This window comes from Amycolatopsis sp. NPDC058340 (genome assembly GCF_042723975.1).
Lineage (GTDB): Bacteria > Actinomycetota > Actinomycetes > Mycobacteriales > Pseudonocardiaceae > Amycolatopsis.
In genome coordinates this window covers 53086-73126 of the sequence record NZ_JBHXIB010000026.1, presented here as the reverse complement: position 1 = coordinate 73126, position 20041 = coordinate 53086, and the positions used below count along the sequence as shown (strand labels likewise).

The 20041-nt window shown below is 69.9% G+C and carries 18 protein-coding genes and 1 riboswitch; of the genes, 13 read left to right on the top strand and 5 right to left on the bottom strand.

The genetic code is table 11. The features are described 5' to 3' along the window. The first annotated feature begins 73 nt into the window (after positions 1 to 73). From rplU to proB, 4 genes are all read left to right on the top strand, one after another. On the top strand, positions 74 to 388 hold the full coding sequence (rplU, locus tag ACFWIW_RS25930) for a 50S ribosomal protein L21 (RefSeq protein WP_005158538.1): 315 nt from the start codon (positions 74 to 76) through the stop codon (positions 386 to 388). A 38-nt stretch (positions 389 to 426) separates the two neighbouring features. Further along, complete coding sequence (gene rpmA, locus ACFWIW_RS25925; protein ID WP_007034782.1) at positions 427 to 684, top strand: 50S ribosomal protein L27; 258 nt, start codon at positions 427 to 429, stop codon at positions 682 to 684. A 111-nt stretch (positions 685 to 795) separates the two neighbouring features. Further along, positions 796 to 2259 carry a GTPase ObgE gene (gene obgE, locus ACFWIW_RS25920; RefSeq protein ID WP_378370828.1) on the top strand — a complete coding sequence of 488 codons (1464 nt, stop codon included), beginning with the start codon at positions 796 to 798 and terminating at the stop codon, positions 2257 to 2259. Then, positions 2256 to 3365, top strand: coding sequence for a glutamate 5-kinase (gene proB, locus ACFWIW_RS25915; RefSeq protein WP_378370827.1), 1110 nt, complete (start codon positions 2256 to 2258; stop codon positions 3363 to 3365). The genes obgE and proB overlap by 4 nt, the downstream gene beginning before the upstream one ends. Before the next feature lie 126 nt (positions 3366 to 3491). Here the strand turns inward: proB and ACFWIW_RS25910 are convergent, their stop codons facing one another. Then, positions 3492 to 4127, bottom strand: a complete 636-nt coding sequence (locus ACFWIW_RS25910) for a TetR/AcrR family transcriptional regulator (RefSeq protein ID WP_378370826.1) — start codon at positions 4125 to 4127, stop codon at positions 3492 to 3494. A 91-nt stretch (positions 4128 to 4218) separates the two neighbouring features. Between ACFWIW_RS25910 and ACFWIW_RS25905 the strand changes: the two genes are divergently transcribed. Further along, complete coding sequence (locus ACFWIW_RS25905) at positions 4219 to 5493, top strand: FAD-dependent oxidoreductase (protein WP_378370825.1); 1275 nt, start codon at positions 4219 to 4221, stop codon at positions 5491 to 5493. Here ACFWIW_RS25905 and argS read toward each other — a convergent pair. The 3 genes from argS to ACFWIW_RS25890 form a co-directional block, all read right to left on the bottom strand. After that, positions 5488 to 7212, bottom strand: coding sequence for an arginine--tRNA ligase (gene argS, locus ACFWIW_RS25900; RefSeq protein WP_378370824.1), 1725 nt, complete (start codon positions 7210 to 7212; stop codon positions 5488 to 5490). The two genes, ACFWIW_RS25905 and argS, sit on opposite strands and share 6 nt — an antisense overlap. 71 nt (positions 7213 to 7283) lie before the next feature. Beyond that, positions 7284 to 8570 (bottom strand): MFS transporter, encoded by a 1287-nt coding sequence (locus ACFWIW_RS25895; protein ID WP_378370823.1) that lies wholly within the window; start codon positions 8568 to 8570, stop codon positions 7284 to 7286. Positions 8571 to 8679: 109 nt separating this feature from the next. Next, positions 8680 to 10785 (bottom strand): RecQ family ATP-dependent DNA helicase, encoded by a 2106-nt coding sequence (locus tag ACFWIW_RS25890; protein ID WP_378370822.1) that lies wholly within the window; start codon positions 10783 to 10785, stop codon positions 8680 to 8682. Between the two features lie 161 nt (positions 10786 to 10946). On the opposite strand from ACFWIW_RS25890, the gene nadD reads away from it, so the two are divergent. From nadD to ACFWIW_RS25855, 7 genes are all read left to right on the top strand, one after another. Beyond that, on the top strand, positions 10947 to 11579 hold the full coding sequence (gene nadD, locus ACFWIW_RS25885) for a nicotinate-nucleotide adenylyltransferase (RefSeq protein ID WP_378370821.1): 633 nt from the start codon (positions 10947 to 10949) through the stop codon (positions 11577 to 11579). 22 nt (positions 11580 to 11601) lie between these two features. Further along, entirely contained in the window at positions 11602 to 12006 is a 405-nt protein-coding gene (gene rsfS / locus ACFWIW_RS25880) for a ribosome silencing factor (protein WP_240594572.1), read from the top strand. Then, entirely contained in the window at positions 12003 to 12617 is a 615-nt protein-coding gene (locus tag ACFWIW_RS25875) for a histidine phosphatase family protein (RefSeq protein WP_378370820.1), read from the top strand. Before rsfS ends, ACFWIW_RS25875 begins: the two co-directional genes overlap by 4 nt. Before the next feature lie 3 nt (positions 12618 to 12620). After that, positions 12621 to 13346, top strand: a complete 726-nt coding sequence (gene octT / locus ACFWIW_RS25870) for a diglucosylglycerate octanoyltransferase (protein WP_378370819.1) — start codon at positions 12621 to 12623, stop codon at positions 13344 to 13346. A gap of 10 nt (positions 13347 to 13356) precedes the next feature. After that, on the top strand, positions 13357 to 14202 hold the full coding sequence (locus tag ACFWIW_RS25865; protein ID WP_378370818.1) for a DegV family protein: 846 nt from the start codon (positions 13357 to 13359) through the stop codon (positions 14200 to 14202). A gap of 145 nt (positions 14203 to 14347) precedes the next feature. Beyond that, positions 14348 to 15070 carry a helix-hairpin-helix domain-containing protein gene (locus ACFWIW_RS25860; protein ID WP_378370817.1) on the top strand — a complete coding sequence of 241 codons (723 nt, stop codon included), beginning with the start codon at positions 14348 to 14350 and terminating at the stop codon, positions 15068 to 15070. Next, positions 15067 to 17472: a ComEC/Rec2 family competence protein gene (locus ACFWIW_RS25855; RefSeq protein WP_378370816.1), complete on the top strand. Its 2406-nt coding sequence runs from the start codon at positions 15067 to 15069 to the stop codon at positions 17470 to 17472. The genes ACFWIW_RS25860 and ACFWIW_RS25855 overlap by 4 nt, the downstream gene beginning before the upstream one ends. Before the next feature lie 33 nt (positions 17473 to 17505). Here ACFWIW_RS25855 and thrC read toward each other — a convergent pair whose 3' ends face one another. Beyond that, the gene (gene thrC, locus ACFWIW_RS25850) at positions 17506 to 18771 is read right to left on the bottom strand and encodes a threonine synthase (RefSeq protein WP_005158594.1); all 1266 of its coding nucleotides are present in this window, start codon (positions 18769 to 18771) and stop codon (positions 17506 to 17508) included. Positions 18772 to 18784: 13 nt separating this feature from the next. Continuing rightward, a riboswitch (SAM riboswitch) is annotated at positions 18785 to 18917 on the bottom strand. A gap of 135 nt (positions 18918 to 19052) precedes the next feature. Here thrC and holA point away from each other — a divergent pair. Next, a complete protein-coding gene (gene holA / locus ACFWIW_RS25845; RefSeq protein WP_016332404.1) occupies positions 19053 to 20036 on the top strand; it encodes a DNA polymerase III subunit delta in 984 nt (327 codons plus the stop codon). Positions 20037 to 20041 lie beyond the last annotated feature (5 nt).

Genomic DNA, 20041 nt, shown 5'->3' with positions numbered 1-20041 from the left:
CGGACCACCGAGAACTTCCTGGTGGGCCGATCACGCAAGCCCCCACCCGTTGTCGAGTAAGCAGGAGACTTCCGTGTCGGCGTACGCGATCGTCAAGACTGGCGGCAAGCAGTACAAGGTGGCCGTCGGCGACGTCGTCGAGGTCGAGAAGCTCGAAGGCGAGCCGGGTACCGAGCACACCTTCCCCGCAGTCCTTTTCGTGGACGGTGGCGACGTCACCACGGACGCCGACGCGCTGGCGAAGGTCTCGGTCACCGGCAAGGTCGTCGAGCAGACCAAGGGTCCGAAGATCCGGATCCACAAGTTCAAGAACAAGACCGGCTACCACAAGCGTCAGGGTCACCGGCAGAAGCTGACCCGCGTCGAGGTCACCGGCATCTCCAAGTAGGACTTTCTCCGGATCTTCGTCAGAAAGAGGATTGAGCCATGGCTCACAAGAAGGGTGCGTCCAGCTCCCGCAACGGTCGCGATTCGAACGCGCAGCGGCTGGGCGTCAAGCGCTACGGCGGCCAGGAAGTCAACGCGGGCGAGATCCTGATCCGCCAGCGTGGCACCAAGTTCCACCCCGGCGTGAACGTCGGCCGTGGCGGCGACGACACGCTGTTCGCGCTGGCCGCCGGTGCGGTCCAGTTCGGCGAGAAGCGTGGCCGCAAGACGGTCAACATCGTGCCGACCGAAGCCTGAGTTCCGGCTTCGAGTTAGAACCTCTGACGAGGGGTGGGGCCGGAATATCCGGGCCCACCCCTCGTTTGTTTTGTGTATCCCCTTTTTCTCGACAGTGAATAGAGGCAAGTCATGGCGTCCCGGTTCGTGGACCGAGCGGTGATCCATCTGGCCGCCGGCGACGGTGGGAACGGCTGCGCCTCGGTGCACCGCGAGAAGTTCAAACCCCTCGGCGGCCCGGACGGCGGCAACGGCGGCAACGGCGGCGACGTGCTGCTGGTCGTCGACCCGAACGTGCACACGCTGCTCGACTTCCACTTCCGGCCGCACGCCCGCGCCGGCAACGGCAAGCTGGGGCAAGGCGGCAACCGCGCCGGCGCGGCCGGGGAGACGCTGGAGATGCGTGTCCCGTCCGGCACCGTCGTGATGACCGAGGACGGCGAGATCCTGGCCGACCTGGTCGGGCCGGGCACCACCTTCGTCGCCGCCCAGGGCGGCCGTGGCGGCCTCGGCAACGCGGCGCTGGCCTCCAAGGCCCGCCGGGCGCCCGGGTTCGCGCTGCTGGGCGAGCCGGGGGAGACCCGCGACCTCGTCTTGGAGCTGCGTTCCGTCGCGGACGTCGGGCTGCTGGGCTTCCCGTCCGCGGGCAAGTCCTCGCTGATCTCGGTGCTGTCCGCGGCCAAGCCGAAGATCGCCGACTACCCGTTCACCACCCTGGTACCGAACCTCGGCGTGATCACCGCCGGTTCGACCGTGTTCACCATGGCCGACGTGCCGGGGCTGATCCCCGGCGCGAGCGAGGGCAAGGGCCTCGGCCTCGACTTCCTGCGCCACATCGAACGCTGCGCGGTGCTGGTGCACGTCGTCGACTGCGCCACCTTCGAGCCAGGCCGCGACCCGCTGTCCGACATCGACGCCCTCGAAGAAGAACTGGCCCGCTACACCCCGAGCCTCGGCGGCGACCTCGCCGACCGGCCGCGCGTGGTGGTGCTGAACAAGATCGACATTCCGGACGCCGCCGAGCTCGCCGAGTTCGTGCGCCCGGAACTGGAAGCCCGCGGGCTCAGCGTCTTCGAGATCTCGACGGCGTCTCGCCAGGGGCTGAAGGAGCTGACCTACGCGCTCGCCGCCGTCGTCGAGAAGTACCGCGCCGACCAGCCCGCCCCGGAACCGGCGAAGGTCGTGCTCCGGCCGATGGCCGTCGACGACGCCGGCTTCACCGTCGAACTCGACCCGGACGAGGAAGGCGCGTTCATCATCCGCGGTTCCCGCCCGGAGCGGTGGATCCGGCAGACCAACTTCGGCAACGACGAAGCCGTGGGTTACCTCGCGGACCGGCTCAACCGGCTGGGCGTCGAGGAAGTACTGGCACGCAAGGGCGCCGTACCCGGCAGCCCCGTCACCATCGGCGACGTCCAGTTCGAATGGGAGCCGTCGACCCCGGCCGGGGTCGCGGTGCACCTGTCGGGCCGGGGCACGGACGTGCGGCTGGAGAACACCAGCCGCGTCGGTGCCGCCGAGCGCAAGGAAGCCCGCCGGATCCGTCGTGACGGTCCGGACGGCGTCGAAGACGAAGACGAGATGGACGACGAGTGAGCTCAACCCGGGTGGCGATCGCCGACGCGAAGCGTGTGGTCGTCAAGGTCGGTTCCTCCGCACTGACCACCGCCGGCGACGGTCTCGACGTGGCCAGACTGGACGCGTTGGTGGACGCGATCGCCGACCGGGTCTCCCGCGGCACGCAGATCGTGCTGGTGTCCTCGGGGGCGATCGGCGCGGGACTCGCGCCGCTCGCCCTCGGCAAACGCCCGCGTGACCTCGCCACCCAGCAGGCCGCGGCCAGCGTCGGCCAGCTCGCGCTTGCCCACGCCTACGCCGAGTCGTTCGGCCGGTTTTCCCTGACCGTGGGCCAGGTGCTGCTGACCTCGGACGACGTCGTGCGCCGTGCGCATTACCGCAACGCGCAGAACACGTTCACCCGGCTGCTGGCCCTCGGCGCCGTTCCCGTGGTCAACGAGAACGACACCGTGGCCACCGAAGAGATCCGCTTCGGCGACAACGACCGGCTGGCCGCGCTGGTGGCGCACTTGATCGGCGCCGACGCGCTCATCCTCTTGTCCGATGTGGACGGTCTTTACGACGGGGATCCCCGTGACGGCGCGACCCGCAAGATCGCCGAGGTCGCCGGGGAGTCCGATGTGGACGGAATCACCGTCGGCATGTCGAGCTCCGGACTCGGCACCGGCGGCATGGTGTCGAAACTCGCCGCCGCCCGCACCGCCGCCGGTGCCGGGATCCCGGTCCTGCTCGCCGCCGCTTCCGAAGCCGCACGCGCCCTGACCACCGCCGAGGTCGGCACGGCGTTCGCCGCCGCGGACTCCCGGCTGTCGGCCCGCCGGTTCTGGCTGGGCTACGCCGCGGGCGCGTCCGGGAAACTGCACCTCGACGACGGCGCGGTCGCCGCCGTCGTCCGCCGCCGTCGCTCCCTGCTGGCCGCCGGGATCACCGGCGTCGACGGTGACTTCCAGGCGGGCGACGTCGTCGACCTGGTCGATCTCCGGCAGCGGACCGTGGCGCGCGGTGTCGTGGCCTTCGACGCGGGCGAACTGCCCGACCTCATCGGCCGCTCCAGTCACGACCTCCCCGTCGAGCAGCGGCGCGAGGTCGTCCACGCGGACGATCTCGTTCCCCTGCGGCGCTAGGGCACCGGGCCTCGCTCAAAGGCGGTCGCGCGTTCTCTCGGTCGCTCGGCCTGCGCCAGGTCCTCGGCGCCTTGCCCCTGGCCCGGTCGAGGCCCGAAAGGTTCAAGCGACAGCAGGGGACCTTTGCTACCGCTTTCCCGGATCGGCGAGGTGGCCGACCAGACGAGCCAGCTGTTCGCCGTAGGCCTCGGCGAACTCGGCCGACTGCGGGTCCTGGCCCGAGACGGCCCGGACGACGCGAGGGAGCGCCAGCGCGGCACTGGACGCGGCCATGAAGATCACCAGCAGGAACGCCGGGTCGAGGTCGGCGGGGAAGTCGCCCGCGGCCTGCCGGGCCCGCACGTACTCCACCTGCCGCTGGAGGAATCCGCGCTGCCCATCGACACCGATCGCGTCAGGTGCGCCGTCGGTCAGGTTCTCCCAGAGGAACAGCTTGGCGAGGTCGTGATCCCGGACGCCGGACTGGGCGAAGAACCGGACGACCTCCGCGAACGGTTTCCCGTGGTCGGCGACCGCGACGTAATCGTCGTACATCGTCGCGGTCAGCGCGTTGTACAGCCCTTCCTTGCCGCCGAAGTAGTACGAGATCAGCTGCTTGTTCACGCCCGCTTTCGCGGCGATCTCGCTGACGCGTGCCGCGGCATAGCCCTTCGCGCCGAACTCGGCCTTCGCCGCGTCGAGGAGCTGTGCCTTCGTGCGCTCGGGATCGCGCTGGCGTTCGACGGGGGCACGGCGAGGGCTGCGCGGGGCGGGTTCGGACATGCGGTTCAGCTTAGCCGCTGACTCTTTCAAACATGCGGTTGACACTATCATCCATATGGTTGATAGTTGTCGGCGGAGAGAGGAGAAACCCATGACCACGAGAATCGCGATCATCGGCGGCGGAACGGGCGGTCTCTGCTTGGCGCAAGGCCTGCGCAAGGCGGGAATCGACGTGTCCGTTCACGAACGCAGCCGCACCCGGACCGAACGCCTGCAGGGCTATCGCGTGCACATCAACCCGCACGGCTCCGCCGCCCTGCACGAATGCCTGCCGCCCGAGCTCTGGCAGCGGTTCCTGGACACCACGGGCACCACGAGCGGCCCGTTCGCCTTCGTGACCGAGCAGCTTCGGGACCTGATGGTGATCGACGCCGAGCTCACGTCGAGCCCCGATCCCGCGTCGGACCATCATTCGGTCAGCCGGATCAGCCTGCACCAGGTGCTGTCCGACGGGCTCGAAGGAGTTCTGCACCATGGCAAGGAGTTCGTCGGCTACCGCCGTGAAGGCGAGGTGGTCGTCTGCGAGTTCGCCGACGGCAGCACCGTCGAAGCCGACTTGGTCATCGGCGCCGACGGCGCCAATTCCCGCGTGCGCAAACAGTTCCTTCCCGAGGCCGAGCGGGTGGACACCGGGATCATCGCGATCGCGGGCAAACACCCGCTGACCGAAGAGACCCGCGAGCGTCTGCCCGCCCGGCTCACCGACGGCCCGAGCATGGTGATGCCGCGTACCGGGGCCGGCCTGTTCACCGCGCCGCACGAGCTGGCCGGCGTCCCGTCGGTCAACGACGAGACCGCGGACTTCGATCCCGTCCTGTTCGACAACACCTCGAGTTACGTCATGTGGGCGTTCGCGGCGGACGACCGGCGCTACCCCGGCAATCTGTCCTCATTGGACGGTGCAGCGTTGCGAGACCTGGTGCTGGACCTGATCGACGGCTGGGATCCCGCGTTCAAGGAACTGGTCGCCGGTTCACCCGAGGAGGCGGTGTCCCGGCTGCCGATCTTCACCTCGAAGCCTGTACCGCCGTGGCCGACGAGCAACGTCACGTTGCTCGGCGACGCGATCCACAGCATGACCCCGTTCCGCGGCATCGGCGCGAACACCGCGCTCCGGGACGCACAACTGTTGTGCCGCAACCTCGTCGAAGCCCGGAAGACCGGCGCGGTGCGCGCCGCGGTCGCCGACTACGAGCAGCGGATGCGTGACTACGGCTTCGCGGCGGTGCGCGACTCGGAACGCAGCGCCCGCCAGTTCGTGTCGGAGAACCGGGCTGGCCGCACGATGGCACGGGGGATGTTCCGCTTCTTCCAGGCGGTCCCTCCGCTGAAGCGCAAGGTCTTCAGCGACCACGGCGACTCATAGCCGGGCGGGAGTGGAGATGCCCAGCAGGGACAGGCCGAGTGTCAACGTCTTCGAGGTGAGCTCGGCCAGCAGCAGTCGCGAGTCGCGGACGCCGGGACCGTCCGCGTCCAGCACCGGGCACTGTTCGTAGAACCGAGAGAAGACGACAGCGGTCTCGTACAGATACGTGCACAGCTTGTGGGGGAGATGACCCGCGGTCGCCGCGCCGATCGCCTCGGGGAAGCGGGTCAGCGCGAGTGCCAGCGCGCGCTCCGCGGGATGGCCGGGCACGACCCGCGCGCCGGTGAGGTCCTGATCCGCTTTCGCCAGTACGGAACGGATCCGCGCGTTGGCGTACTGCAGATAGACCGAGGTGTTGCCGCTCTTGGCGAGCATCCGGTCCCAGGAGAAGACGTAATCACGTTCGCGATCACCGGAAAGGTCGGCGTACTTGATCGCGCCGATCCCGATCGCCCTGGCGACCTCTTCCCTGACGCCGGGGGAGAGGTCGGCCCGGTCGTCGATCACTTCGGCGGCGTGGGAGATCGCTTCGGTGAGCAGGTCGGAAAGCCGGACCGACTCGCCCGCCCGGGTCTTCATGGCGCGGCCGTCTTCGCCGAGCACCGAGCCGAACCCGATGTGCTCGGCCCGATGTTCCTCGCGGAGCCAGCCGGCGGCACGGCACACGGCGAACACCATCGCGAAGTGCTGCGCTTGCGGCGTGCCGACGACGTAGAGCAGGTCGGTGACCTCGCGTTGCTCCGTCCAGTACCGCAGGGTCGCGAGATCGGTGGCGGCGTAGCCATAACCGCCGTCCCGCTTGCGCACGATGAGCGGCAGCGGATCGCCTTCCCGGTTGCGGAAACCGTCGGGAAAGACACAGACCGCGCCGTCGCTGATCTCGGTCAACCCGGCGGTGTCCAGGTCGGCCACGACCGCGGCGAGAAACGGGTTGTAGAAGCTCTCGCCGTAGACGTCCTCACCCGCCAGCCCGATCCCGAGTAGTTCGTAGACCTGGGTGAAATGCCGGGTCGACTCGTCGACCAGACGCTGCCACAGCGCCAGCGTCTCTTCGTCACCGCTTTGCAGGAGCACCACCCGCTCGCGCGATCGGCTCGCGAAGCCGTCGTCGGTGTCGAACTTCGCCCGGGCGGCCCGGTAGAAACCGTTGAGGTCCCCGATCGCGTACGGGCCGGACGGGCGCTCGTCGAGCAGATGCTCGATCAGCATGCCGAACGGAGTACCCCAATCGCCGAGATGGTTGTGCGGGACGACCTCGTGCCCGGCGAACCGTGACAGCCGGACGATCGCGTCGCCGATGACCGTCGACCGCAGGTGCCCGACGTGCATTTCCTTCGCCACGTTCGGGCTGCTGTAGTCGACGGCGATCCGCCGAGGCCGCGGCGTCACCGCGACACCCAGCCGCGGGTCGCCGTTGAGCGCGGTCGTCCGCTCCGCGAGCCAGGACGAGCGCAGCGTGAAGTTGAGGAAACCCGGCCCCGCGACCTCCGGTGGTTCGGCGATGTCGGCGACGTCGAGCCGCGCCGCGATGTCGGCGGCGATCTCCCTCGGCGGCTTGCCGAGCCGTTTGCCCAAGCTCATCGCGAGATCGCACTGATAGTCGACGCCGCTCTGCGCGGAGACCCGCACCAGCGCGGACGGAGGTTCGAAGTCGGTGACGTGGCGAAGGGCCGCCACCACGCGTCGCGCCAATTCCTCGCTTACATCGCCGAACAACACGGTGTCCCTCCTTCGCGCTCGTCGTAGGAGCGCGAGGGTAGCCACCTGCCCACGTCTTCGGCGACGGAGTTTCAGCGCAGGTCGCTGCCCTTGGTCTCCGGAAGGGTCCGGATGACGAAGAACGCGATCACCGCACCGGCGGCCACGTACCAGAAGAACAGCGTCGACAGCCCGGCGTCGGACAACGCGGTGAGCACCAGGGGCGCGGTTCCGCCGAACAACGCGACGGTCAGGTTGTACCAGGCGCCGATGCCCAAACCGCGGAGTTCGGTGGGGAACAGCTCGCTCATGATCGCGGGCGCGATCGACGTCATCGCCGTGTACAGGCAGAGCCCGACGCAGAACACGACGAGCAACCCCGGCAGTCCCGGCCGGACCAAAGTGGACAGCGGGACGATGAGGATCGCGGTCGCCGCCGCCCAGACGAGCAGCTGTGGCTTGCGGCCGAAGCGATCCGACAGAGCGCCCATCGGGTATTGAAGCGCGACGAACAACGCCGTCGCGATCGACAACGCGAGGAACACGTCGACGTCGTCGGCCTTGCGGGTCTTGACCGCGAACGAGGTCAGGGCGCTGAAGAACGTGTAGTAGCAAAGGGTCGAGAGCATCGAGAAACCCACGAGCTGCACGACGGCCCGGGGGTGCTCGCGAAGGGTGGTGCGCAGCGGTCGCTCGACCCGGCGCGCCGTCGACTTCTTCTCCTCGAAGATCTCGGTCTCGGCGAGACTGCGCCGCAGCCACAGGCCGATGATGCCGAGAACGCCACCGAGGAGGAACGGGATCCGCCAGCCGTACGCCGTCAGATCCGCCTTGGACATCGTCCGCGCGAGCACGAACCCGAGGATCGAGGCGATCAGGACGGCGGAACCGGTCGAGATGTAGAAGAAGGCGGAGTACCGCCCGCGGCGGGTGGGCGGCGCGATCTCACCGAGGTACGCCGAAGCGTTGGAGACCTCGCCGCCGAGCGACAGTCCTTGCGCCACCCTCGCCAGCAGCAAGAGGATCGGGGCCAGCCAGCCGACCTGGTCGAACGTCGGCAGGAGACCGATGGCCACCGACCCGCCCGCCATCAGCACGATGGTCAGGATCATCGCGGGCTTCCGGCCCTTGATGTCGGCGAAGCGGCCGAGCAACATCCCGCCGAGCGGCCGGAAGAAGAACGCCAGCGCGTACGTGGCGAACGTGTTGATCAACGCCAGGGCTTCGTTGCCCTTTGGGAAGAACTCGCTGGCGAAGTAGATGCTGAAGGTCGCGTAGATGGTCCAGTCGAACCACTCCAGCGCGTTCCCGACACTGGCGGCGAACAACTTCTTCACCGGGAGCCGATGCTTCAGCCGCTCCGTCGTTGCGTCCGCCATCGGCACCTCCGTACTCGCGCGTGGACGGAACCTTGCCAGAAAGTTCCCGCGCGGGAAAGAACCTGTCGAATGTCGGGATCGTAACGCTCTCCGGCTTACGGTCGCCGACTCACGAGGTGCTCGCGAGAGCGAACGGCAGGACGGCGCGAGCCCCGGCCTGGCGGAGCAAGCGTGCGGAAAGGGTCATCGTCCATCCGGTGTCGATCAGGTCGTCGACCAGCAGGATCGGCCCCTCGGCCGAGGCGACTTCGGCGGCGAGCCCTTCGGAAAGGCCGAGGCGATTCCACAGGTCGGCCAGCCGCTGCGCGCTGTTCGCCTGGCGCGGGGGCGGGCCCGTCGAAGTCATGGCGCCCAGATAGTTCAGCCTTCCGATGGACGCCAGCTTCGTCGCCAGGCTGTGGACCAGCTGGGGGCGGGTGGCGGACGGCACCTCGACCACCGCGACCGGACGCTCCGCCCACTGCCAGCCCTTCAGTACCTCGATACAGGCTTGGAAGACCGGATCGGGGAGTTCGGTGTCCGCCGCGGACGGGCCGACGAGTTCGCGCAGCCGTGTGCCCCAGCCGACGTCGGTCACCCGCCCGACCACCTGGCCGGTTTCGGCCTGCTCGCCCGCCGGCAGCCGCCCGGAGAGCGGGACCTCCAGCCCGGCCATCCCGGTCGGCCACATCTTCCTCGGCGCGACCTCGACCCCAGGACGGCGCAGCCGCTGCCGGGTGGCGTCGACGACGTCGTCGGAGATCGTGGTGTCCCAATGCTTTCCGGTGCAGTTGTCGCACCGCCCGCAGGGTGTCGCGTCGGGATCGTCCAGCTGCTTCCGCAGGTACTCCATCCGGCAGCCGCCGGTTTCGAGGTAAGCCAGCATGGCGTTCTGTTCGTTCGTCCGTGCCGCGCTCACCCGCGCATAGCGTTCCTTGTCGTAGCGCCACTCCTCGCCGGTGCCTTCCCAGCCGCCTTTCACCCGGCGGACGGCGCCGTCGACGTCCAGCACCTTGAGGACCATCTCCAGCCGGGAACGGGACAGCTCGACGAACGGTTCGAGCGCGGGTGTCGACAGTGGACGGTCCGCGTACGCCAGCGCGTTGAGCACCTGGGTCACCCGCAGTTCGTCCGGGAACGCGAGCGAGCCGAAGTACGCCCAGATGTCCTTGTCCTCGTGGCCCGGCAACAGGATCACTTCGGCGCGATCGACACCACGTCCGGCACGGCCGACCTGCTGGTAGTACGCGATAGGGGAGGACGGAGCCCCGAGATGGACGACGAAGCCCAGATCCGGCTTGTCGAAGCCCATGCCCAGCGCCGATGTGGCCACCAGGGCTTTGACGTTGTTGTTCAACAGATCGTCTTCGGCCGCCTGGCGGTCCGCGGGGTCGGTCTTCCCGGTGTAGGCGGCGACCGGGTAGCCGCGTTCGGTCAACAGGCCCGCCACGTCGTGGGCGGCGGCGACGGTGAGCGTGTAGATGATGCCGGACCCCGGCAGTTCCTCCAGGTGCTCGGCCAGCCAGGCGAGCCGCGCCTGCGACGTCGGCAGCTTGGCCACCGAGAGGTGGAGACTTTCGCGGTCCAGGCTGCCGCGCAGGACGAGGGTGTCACCCCCGTTGCCGATGCCGAGCTGCTCGGCGACGTCGGTCGCCACACGGTCGTTCGCGGTCGCCGTGGTGGCGAGCACCGGGACGCCGTCGGGCAGGTCCTTCAGCAGTGTCCGCAGCCGCCGGTAGTCCGGCCGGAAGTCGTGGCCCCAGTCCGAGATGCAGTGCGCCTCGTCGACCACGAGCAGGCCGGCGCTCGCGGTCAGTTTCGGCAGGACGGTGTCCCGGAAGTCCGGGTTGTTGAGTCGTTCCGGGCTGACCAGCAGGACATCGACCTCTCCGGCCGCGATCGCGGCCTGGACCTGATCCCACTCCTGCGGGTTCGCGGAGTTCATCGTCGCCGCGTGGATACCCGCCCTCGCCGCCGCGGAGATCTGGTTGCGCATCAGCGCGAGCAGCGGCGAGATGATCACGGTCGGGCCGTTGCCCCGCTCCCGCAGCAACGCGGTGGCCAGGAAGTACACCGCGGACTTCCCCCAGCCGGTGCGTTGCACGACGAGCGCGCGGCGGCGATGCGCGACCAGCGCCTCGATGGCCGTCCACTGGTCGTCGCGCAGCCGGGCGCCCTCGCCCGCCAATGACTGGAGGAGGGTCTCGGCGCGATCCCGGAGAGTCGATGTGTCCACGTCCCCACCTCTACCCCATGCCACCGACGAAGTCGCGACCGGGAAGTCGTGAACGGACCGTTCATCCATGGAACCGACTGTAATGTGATCCAGATCACGCCTGGTCGGTGGGTCCGGCGACCCGCGCGTGAGGCCTCGCGCGCTGTATAGGCTCACGACCCATGTCACCACGCAGGATCGGGGTCATGGGCGGCACGTTCGACCCCATTCACCACGGGCACCTCGTCGCGGCCAGTGAGGTCCAGTCGCGGTTCGCGCTCGACGAGGTCATCTTCGTGCCCACCGGTCAGCCGTGGCAGAAGTCCGACCGGGTGGTCACCCGCGCCGAAGACCGCTATCTGATGACGGTGATCGCGACGGCGTCCAACCCCGTCTTCTCGGTCAGCCGCGTCGACATCGACCGCGTCGGGCAGACCTACACCGTCGACACCCTGCGCGACCTGCGCGCGGAGTACCCGGACGACCAGCTGTTCTTCATCACCGGCGCGGACGCGCTCGAACAGATCCTCACCTGGCGCAACGCCGACGAGCTGTTCGACCTCGCGCATTTCATCGGTGTCACCAGACCGGGTTACCGCCTCAACTCGCAGCATCTGCCGAGTGGGAAGGTGAGCCTGGTCGAGGTGACCGCGATGGCGATCTCGTCCACCGCCTGCCGCGAGCGCGTCGAAGACGGGGAGCCCGTCTGGTACCTCGTCCCCGACGGTGTGGTGCGCTACATCGCCAAAAAGGACCTCTATCGCAAAGACCGGGGTGCCCCACCGGGTACCCTCGTCGGGCGCACCCGCGAGTAAAGCCATCTGTTTGAGGAGAACTGTGACAGCCACGTCCGAGGCACGAGAGCTGGCCGTAGCGGCCGCCCATGCGGCGGCGGACAAGAAGGCGAGCGACGTGGTCGTGCTGGACGTGTCCGACCAGCTGGTCATCACCGACGCCTTCGTCATCGCGTCCGCGCCCAACGAGCGCCAGGTCGGCGCCATCGTCGACAACGTCGAGGAGCAGCTGCGGCTCGGCGGGCACAAGCCCGTCCGCCGTGAAGGCGCCCGCGAGGGCCGGTGGGTCCTGCTGGACTACGTCGACGTCGTCATCCACGTCCAGCACCAGGAGGAACGCTCCTTCTACGGTCTCGAGCGGCTCTGGAAGGACTGCCCGCGGATCGAGGTCGCCGGTCTGGAGACACCCGCCGAGGAGGACTCCGCCGACGCGCAAGGCGCCTCGTGAGCCCGCGGCGGCTGGTGCTCTGGCGCCACGGTGAGACCGATTACAACGCGGCGGGCCGGATGCAAGGGCATCTGGACTCCGCGCTGACACAGATCGGCTGGAACCAGGCCAGGTTCGCCGTGCCCGCGCTCGCCCGGTTCTCGCCGGATCTGGTGATCGCCTCGGATCTGCGCCGCGCGACCGACACGGCCACGGTGCTCACCGAGGCCATCGGCGTCCCGCTGCGCATCGACAAGCGTCTGCGGGAAACCCATCTGGGTGAATGGCAGGGCTTCACCGGCCAGCAGGTCGACGAGGCGTATCCCGGCGAACGCGCCCGCTGGCGGGTCGACGCGACCTGGGCACCGCCCGGCGGCGAATCGCGGGTCGACGTCGCCGAACGCGCGATGGAGGTCGTCGCGGACCTCGACCAGCCCAATTCCGACGCCGGCGACGCCGTGCTGCTGGCCACGCACGGCGGTCTGATCATCGCGCTGACCGCGAAACTGCTGGGCCTGCCGGTCGCCTCCTGGCCGTCGCTCGGCGGGATCGCGAACTGTCACTGGGTCGAGCTGACCAGGCGCGACGGCAACTGGCGCTTGGCCGCGTACAACGCGGGAATCACCGGCTGACCCATGGCCCCGCGCCTGCTGGTGTTCGGCGATTCCCTCAGCTTCCACGGCCCGGATGGTCCGCACGCCGCCGACGACGCGCGTCTGTGGCCCAACATCGCCGCCGAAGCGCTGGGTGGCGAAGCGGATCTTGTCGCCGGGTTCGGCTGGAACGCCCGTGACGCCTGGTGGTCGTTGATCGGCGACCCGCGTGTCTGGGCGGATCTGCATCACGTCGACGCCGTCGTGCTGGCCGTCGGGAGCATGGACACGCTGCCCTCGCCGCTGCCCACCTACCTGCGTATCGGCCTGCGGTACCTGCGGCCCGACCCGCTGCGGCGAGCGGCGCGCAAGGCGTACCTCGCCGCCCAGCCGCGGCTCGCGGTCGCTCTCCGAGGACGGCCGGTGGTCTTGCCGTCCAAGCTCACGGTCCAGTACCTCGACACCGCTGTCGGTGCCCTGAGGGTGCTGCGCCCGGACCTGCCGATCTTCGGCATCCTGCCGTCCGTCCACCGGTCCGACGCCTACGGCCGCGTGCACACCGCTCGCGCCGGTGCCGCCGCCGCCATCGCCGCGTGGGGCCGTCGTGCGGACGTCCCGCTGCTGGATCTCGGAGCCGTCGTCGGCGACCACGTGCTGAGCGGACGGGGCAATCCGGACGGGATGCACTGGGGGTGGGAAGGACATGCCGCCGTCGGCGCGGAAATGGCCCGCCTGATGGCCCCGGTGCTCCGCCCCGCGGCAACGTAGGCTGGCTGCCGTGTCGGTCGCCGTAGTCACGGATTCCACCGCCCACCTGCCGGAAGGCTTCGCCGAACGGAACGGGATCCGGGTGGTCCCGTTGCATGTCCTCGTGGACGGCGTCGTATTCCTCGACGGTGTCGAGATGGGGCCCGCGGCCCTGGCCGAGGCACTCGGGAAACGCAGCCTCGTGACGACTTCCCGGCCGACGCCCGCCGAGTTCGTCAAGGAGTTCCGCGCGGCGCTCGCCGAGGGCGCGGACGCCGTCGTGTCGGTCCATCTGTCCCGGGAGCTGTCGGGGACCTGGGAGGCGGCGGTGCTCGCGGCCCAGGAGGTCGGACCGGACAAGGTGCGCGTGGTCGATTCGCGCAGCACAGCGATGGGGCTCGGATTCGCCGCCCTGCGCGCGGCGGGCGCCGCCGCGGCCGGAGCCGAACCGGCCGAGGTGGAGGCCGCCGCGGTCGACGCGGTGAGCCGCTCGGAGACCCTGTTCGCCGTCGAGACCCTCGAATACCTGCGCCGCGGCGGACGGATCGGCCCGGCGGCCGCCCTGCTCGGTACGGCGCTCGCGGTGAAACCGGTACTCCACATGTCCGATGGCCGGATCCAGCCGCTGGAGAAGGTGCGGACGATGAATCGCGCGGTGGCTCGGCTGGTCGAACTCGCCGTGAAAGCGGCCGATGGCGGGCTCGCCGACATCGCCGTCCACCACCTGGCTTCGCCCGAGCGCGCCGTCGAGCTGGCCAACCGGCTCGAGGAATCGATCGACTGCCCGGAAGGGTGCGTGGTCTCGGAGATCGGCGCTGTCATCGGGGCCCACACCGGACCCGGTGTGCTCGGTGTCGTCATCCAGCGAGCGGGTTAGGGAAACCCGCCAGCGTTCCATACGGCCCCGACGGAAACGGTGATCCGGTCCCGGTCGCGGCCGAGTTGTCCACAACACCCCACTTGTCCACAGCCTCGGCATTCACCACTGCCGCCCGCCGCCCCGGCTCCGTAGCGTCGTTCACGTGTTCGACCAAACCGCCCGGTCACCGGGTCCCTCCGTCAACGCCAGGCTGGCGTGGCTGGCCGCGCAGCTGTCGCCGCCCACCCAGGGCCCGCCCGCGGGCAGGCTCGTACGCCGCTGGGTGCCCGCCCGGTTCACGGCGGACGGGATTCCGGTGAACCGGCGGTGGTTCGCCGTGGTGGCCGTGCTGATCGCGGTGGCCGTGATCGTGGCCGGAGCGATCGCCTTGTTCGGACACCGGCCAGGGGCGGAGACCGTGCCGCCCCTGCCGTCGGCGAAGGCCGCCGGAGACGTCCCCGCCGCGGCGGGGAAGGCGCCTCTGGTGGTCAGCGTCGTCGGCCGGGTGCTCAGACCCGGCCTGGTCACGATCCCTCCGGGCGCACGGGTCGCCGATGCCCTCACGGCGGCCGGTGGGGCACAGCCCGGAACGGATCTGACCGGAGTGAATCTGGCCCGGCGGCTCACCGACGGTGAGCAGGTGGCCGTCGGCGTCCCCGTCCCGGCCGCGGCCGGAACGGCGGCACCGGCGGGAAAGCTCGACCTGAACACGGCCACGGCCGAGCAACTCGACACGCTGCCCGGAGTCGGCGAGGTGATGGCGAAACGCATCGTCGACTGGCGGTCCGGGCACGGCGGGTTCACCACCGTCGAGCAACTCCGTGACGTAGAAGGGATCGGCGAAAGCAAGTACCGCAAGCTCCGGGAATTGGTGTCCGTCGGATGAACCCGTCCGCCGATCCGTCCGAAGTGGACACCGCGTCGTGGCGAGGTCAGGACCTGCGGCTGTTACCGGCCGCGGCGACGGCCTGGCTCGGCACTCTTTCCGGGCTTCTCGCCGGCTGGTGGATCACGATGCTCTGCGGTGCGGCCGCCGTGGTGCTCGCGATCGCCGCCGGTGTCCGTGCCCGCCGGACGGCGTCCCGGTGGGTGGCGGGCATGGGTGCCCTGGCGGTCCTCGGCGTGCTCACCGCCGGCCCGGTGGCGCTGCGGATCCGGGCCGCCGAGCACGACGACCTCCGTGCCGCCGCCGCACGGGGGAGCGACGCCACCACGAGGGTGGTGGTCACCGAGCGGCCACGTCCGGTCCGCGGCGCCGGATACGCCGATCGCCGGGCAGGCACCCGCCTGGTGGTCGTCGCCGCGACGGTGGACGCCGCCGTGACGGGTGAGCGGGCGGTGGATTCGGCCGGCCGGATCCTCCTGCTCGCTCCCGCCGAGGGGTGGACGGACCTGCTGCCCGGGCAGCAGGTCACCGCCTCCGGGCGGCTCGCACCGGCGAAGGGGGCCGAGCTGACGGTCGCGGTCCTCTCGGTGCGAGGCCCGCCGTCGGCCGTCGGACCGGCGCCCTGGTGGCAGCGAGCCGCGGAATCGCTGCGCACCGGGCTCCGGGGGCTGTGCACCGTCCTCCCGGAGGAGGAGGCCGGTCTCGTGCCCGGACTGGTCGTGGGGGACACGAGCACCCTCTCCCCGAGGGTGGAGCACGAGTTCACGGACTCCGGCATGTCCCACCTGATGGCCGTGAGCGGTGGGAACGTGGCGATCGTCTGCGGCTCGATCCTTCTCCTGCTGCGAGTGCTCCGGGTCGGGCCGCGGGCTTCCGCCACCGCGGCCGCCGTGGGGCTGGCCGGGTTCGTGGTCCTCGCCGGGCCCGCGCCCAGCGTGCTCCGCGCCGGGGTGATGGGGGCGGTCGGGCTGCTGGCGCTCGCACTCGGGCGCCGGGGGTCGGCGCTGCCCGCGCTGGCGTTCGCGGTGGCCGGACTGGTGGTGGCCGATCCCGCGATGGCCGCCGACTTCGGGTTCGCGCTTTCGGTACTCGCCACGGCCGGGCTCGTACTGTTGGCACCGAGGTGGGCGGAGTGGCTGGTCGGACGCGGTGTTCCGGCCGGCTACGCCGAGGGGCTGGCCATCCCGCTGGCCGCGTTCGTGATGACCGCCCCGGTCATCGCGGGCATGGCGGGATCGGTCAGTCTCGTCTCGGTGCTGACCAACGTGCTCGCCGCGCCGGTGGTCGCGCCTGCCACCGTGTTCGGCGTGCTCGCCACCGCCGTCGGGCCTTGGTGGCCGTCGGCGGGCAGGCTGCTGGTCCGCCTGACCGAACCCGAGGCGAGCTGGCTCATCACCGTCGCCCGCCACGGCGCCCGGGCGCCGGGAGCGGTCGTGGACTGGCCGGGTGGCTGGTGGGGCGGGCTTTTGGCGGCAGGGCTGCTCGCCGTGCTGCTCGTCGTCATCCGGTTGCGGCACGCCAGGATCCTGCTGGCGATCGCGTTGGCCACCGGGCTGATCGTCTTCGTACCGGTGCGGGTGCTGGCACCGGCATGGCCGCCAGCGGCGTGGAATGCGGTCGCCTGTGACGTCGGACAGGGCGATGCCGTCGTCCTCGCCACGGGTGAGCAGGGGAGGGCGGTCCTGGTCGACACCGGTCCGGAACCGGGACCGGTGGACGAATGCCTGAGCAGGCTCGGCGTGGATCGCGTGCCGCTGATCGTGCTGAGCCATCTGCACGCCGACCACATCGGCGGTCTCGGATCCGTCTTCGAGGGCCGGTCGGTCGGAGCGGTCGCCGTCGGCCCGGGCCGGGCTCCGGCCTGGGCTTGGCAGCAGGTCGCGGACGAGACGGCGCGCCGCGGGATTCCCTTGCTGGAGCTGGAGATCGGACAAAGGCTGGAGTGGCGGGCGTTGTCACTCGACGTACTGGGACCGCGCTATGTCACCCGGCGCTCGGTCCGGGAACAGGACGGCACGGTGATCAACAACGGTTCGGTCGTCCTGCGCGCCGGCACCCCGGCCGGCCGGCTATTGCTGACAGGCGACATAGAGCTCGCCGCACAGGCCGACCTGATGGCCGAGGGCGCCGATCTGCGCGCCGAGATCCTGAAGGTCCCGCACCACGGAAGTCGTTACACGGCACCGGATTTCCTCAACGCCGTCGCGCCGCGGGCGGCGTTGGTGACCGTCGGTGCCGGAAACACCTACGGCCATCCGAACAAGTCCACTTTGGACAATCTGGTGGCCGTCGGAGCGTCGGTCGCCAGGACGGACACGGACGGCGACACCGCGGTGGTCGCCGACGCGCGAGGCCTCGCCCTGGTACGCCGGGGTGAGCCCCGCGGCCCGCCTCGTTCCTGAGGCGGGCCGCGGAGAACTCAGATGCCCGAGCTCTTAGATACCCAGAGCCTCGCGGACCGCGTCGGCCGAGGCGCTGACGGTGGCCTTCGGGCCGATCTTGTCCTCGACGGCGTCAAGGGTCTTGAGGCCGTCACCGGTGATCAGCAGGACGATCTCCTCGTCCGGGTTGAGCTTGCCGGTCTCGATGAGCTTCTTGGCCGTCGCGACGGTGACCCCGCCCGCGGTCTCGGTGAAGATGCCCTCGGTACGGGCGAGCAGCCGGATGCCCTCGACGACCTCTTCGTCGGTGACGTCTTCGATCGCACCGCCGGTGCGGTTGACCACGTCGAGGACGTAGGGGCCGTCGGCCGGGTTCCCGATCGCCAGCGACCGGGCGATCGTGTCCGGCTTGACCGGCTGGACGACGTCGTGACCGGCGCGGAAGGCCGCCGAGACGGGGGAGCAGCCGGTGGCCTGCGCGCCGAACACCTTGTACGGCGTCTCGTCGACGAGGCCAAGCTGGCCGAACTCACGGAAACCCTTGTCCACCTTGGTGAGCTGGGAACCGGAGGCGATCGGCACCACGATCTGGGAGGGAAGCCGCCAGCCGAGCTGTTCGGCGACCTCGAAGGCCAGCGTCTTGGAGCCTTCCGAGTAGTAGGGCCGGACGTTCACGTTGACGAACGCCCAGCTCTCCTGCTCGGCGGCGAGCTGGGTGGCGAGCCGGTTCACGTCGTCGTAGTTGCCGTCGACCGCGATCAGGTCGCCGTCGTACACGGCGGTGGTGAGGATCTTGGCACGCTCGAGGGTCTTCGGGATCAGCACGACCGACCGCCAGCCGGCGCGGGCCGCCGCGGCGGCGACGGCGTTGGCCAGGTTGCCGGTCGACGGACAGGCCAGTACGTCGAACCCGAACTCGCGTGCGGCGGCCAGTGCGACGGCGACCACGCGGTCCTTGAACGAGTGGGTGGGGTTCCCGGTGTCGTCCTTGACCCAGACCTTCTTGACGCCCAAGGCTTTCGCGAGCCTGTCGGCTTGGATGAGGCGGGTGGCGCCGGGTTCGGTGTTGGGGATTTCTTCGACGTTCGACGGAACGGGAAGGAGCTTCTTGTAGCGCCAGATGTTCTTCGGCCCGGCTTCGATGTCCTCGCGGCGCACACGGCCGAAGTCGTAGGCGACCTCCAGCGGCGAGAAGTCCTCGGCGGAAACGAATTCGGGGGCGAGCGGCTGCCGGTGTCCCTCTTCCTTCGACACCAGTTCGACGGCCGGTCCGAGATCCGGGGTCTTGGTGGTGGAGGTCGTGCCGAGGGTTGCGGTCATCGCGAGGTTCCTTTCCTCATCTGCCCCGCCGTGGCGGGCCGGAATTGGCACCGTGTTCGTCAGCTATCCCGCGATCGCGGGATGACAGGCTGACGCCGGTTGCCGGGGCTTCATCGGGCCGTTCCCTCTGCCCCTCTGGATGAGCGGTATTCGATTGTCGGCACGCGAGTGGTCGCGTCGCCTCGCCAACACCGTACGACATGAGCCTCAGGTGGGGCCACCGTGCCCGGAACACATCACCGGGCAAAGCACACGAGAGGAGGAGTGGCAGGATCGTCACCGTGACGACGCAAGCTTCCGCCCCATCGCCGCTGGTCCTGGTTCTCGGTGAGGAAGAGCTGCTGATCGAACGTGCGGTCCGCAGTGCTTCGGACGCGGCCAAAGCGGCCGATCCGACGGCGGATCTCACCCGGATCCGGGTGTCGGACCTCACAGTCCCGGCGCTCGCGGAAATGGTCAGCCCCTCGCTGTTCGCCGAGGGAAGGGTGATCGTCCTCGAGTCCGCGCACGACATCTCGCAGGAGCTCGCCGACGGGGTGATGGCCTACGTCAAGGCGCCCGCCGATGGCATCGTGCTCGTCGTCGTGCACAGCGGAGGCGGCCGGAGCAAGGCCGCGAAGGGGCTCCCCGCCGCCTTGAAGAAGGCCGGTGCGGAGGTCGTCGAGTGCCCGAAATTGACCAAGGCCGCCGAGCGGGAATCCTTTGTCCGCAACGAGGTCCGCCGGGTCGGCGGGAAGATCGACGGCGCGGCCGTGCTCGCGTTGATCGACGCCGTCGGCTCGGATCTGCGCGAGCTGTCGTCGGCTGCGACCCAGCTCGTCGCGGACGCCGGCGGGGCGGTCGACGAGCAGGCGGTCCGGCGCTACCACCGCGGCCGCGCGGACGTGAACGGTTTCGCCGTCGCGGAGAAGGCCGTGGCCGGTGACAAGGCGGCGGCGCTGGAGTCGCTGCGCTGGGCGATGCAGCTGGGCGTACCGCACGTCCTGGTCGCGGACGCCCTCGCCGACGCCGTCCGCACGATCGCGCGGGTTTCCGGCGCCGGTCGCGGGAACCCGAATCAGATGGCGGGCGAGCTGGGGATGCCGCCGTGGAAGGTGCGCAAGGCCCAGGGGCAGGCCCGCGGCTGGGGGCAGGACGGTCTGGCCACCGCGATGCGGGTGGTCGCCCGGCTGAACGCCGAGGTCAAGGGGGTCGCGGCCAATCCGGAGTACGCGCTGGAGCGTGCCGTCCTGGAGGTCGTCGACGCCCACGGCACAAGCCGCTGAGAACG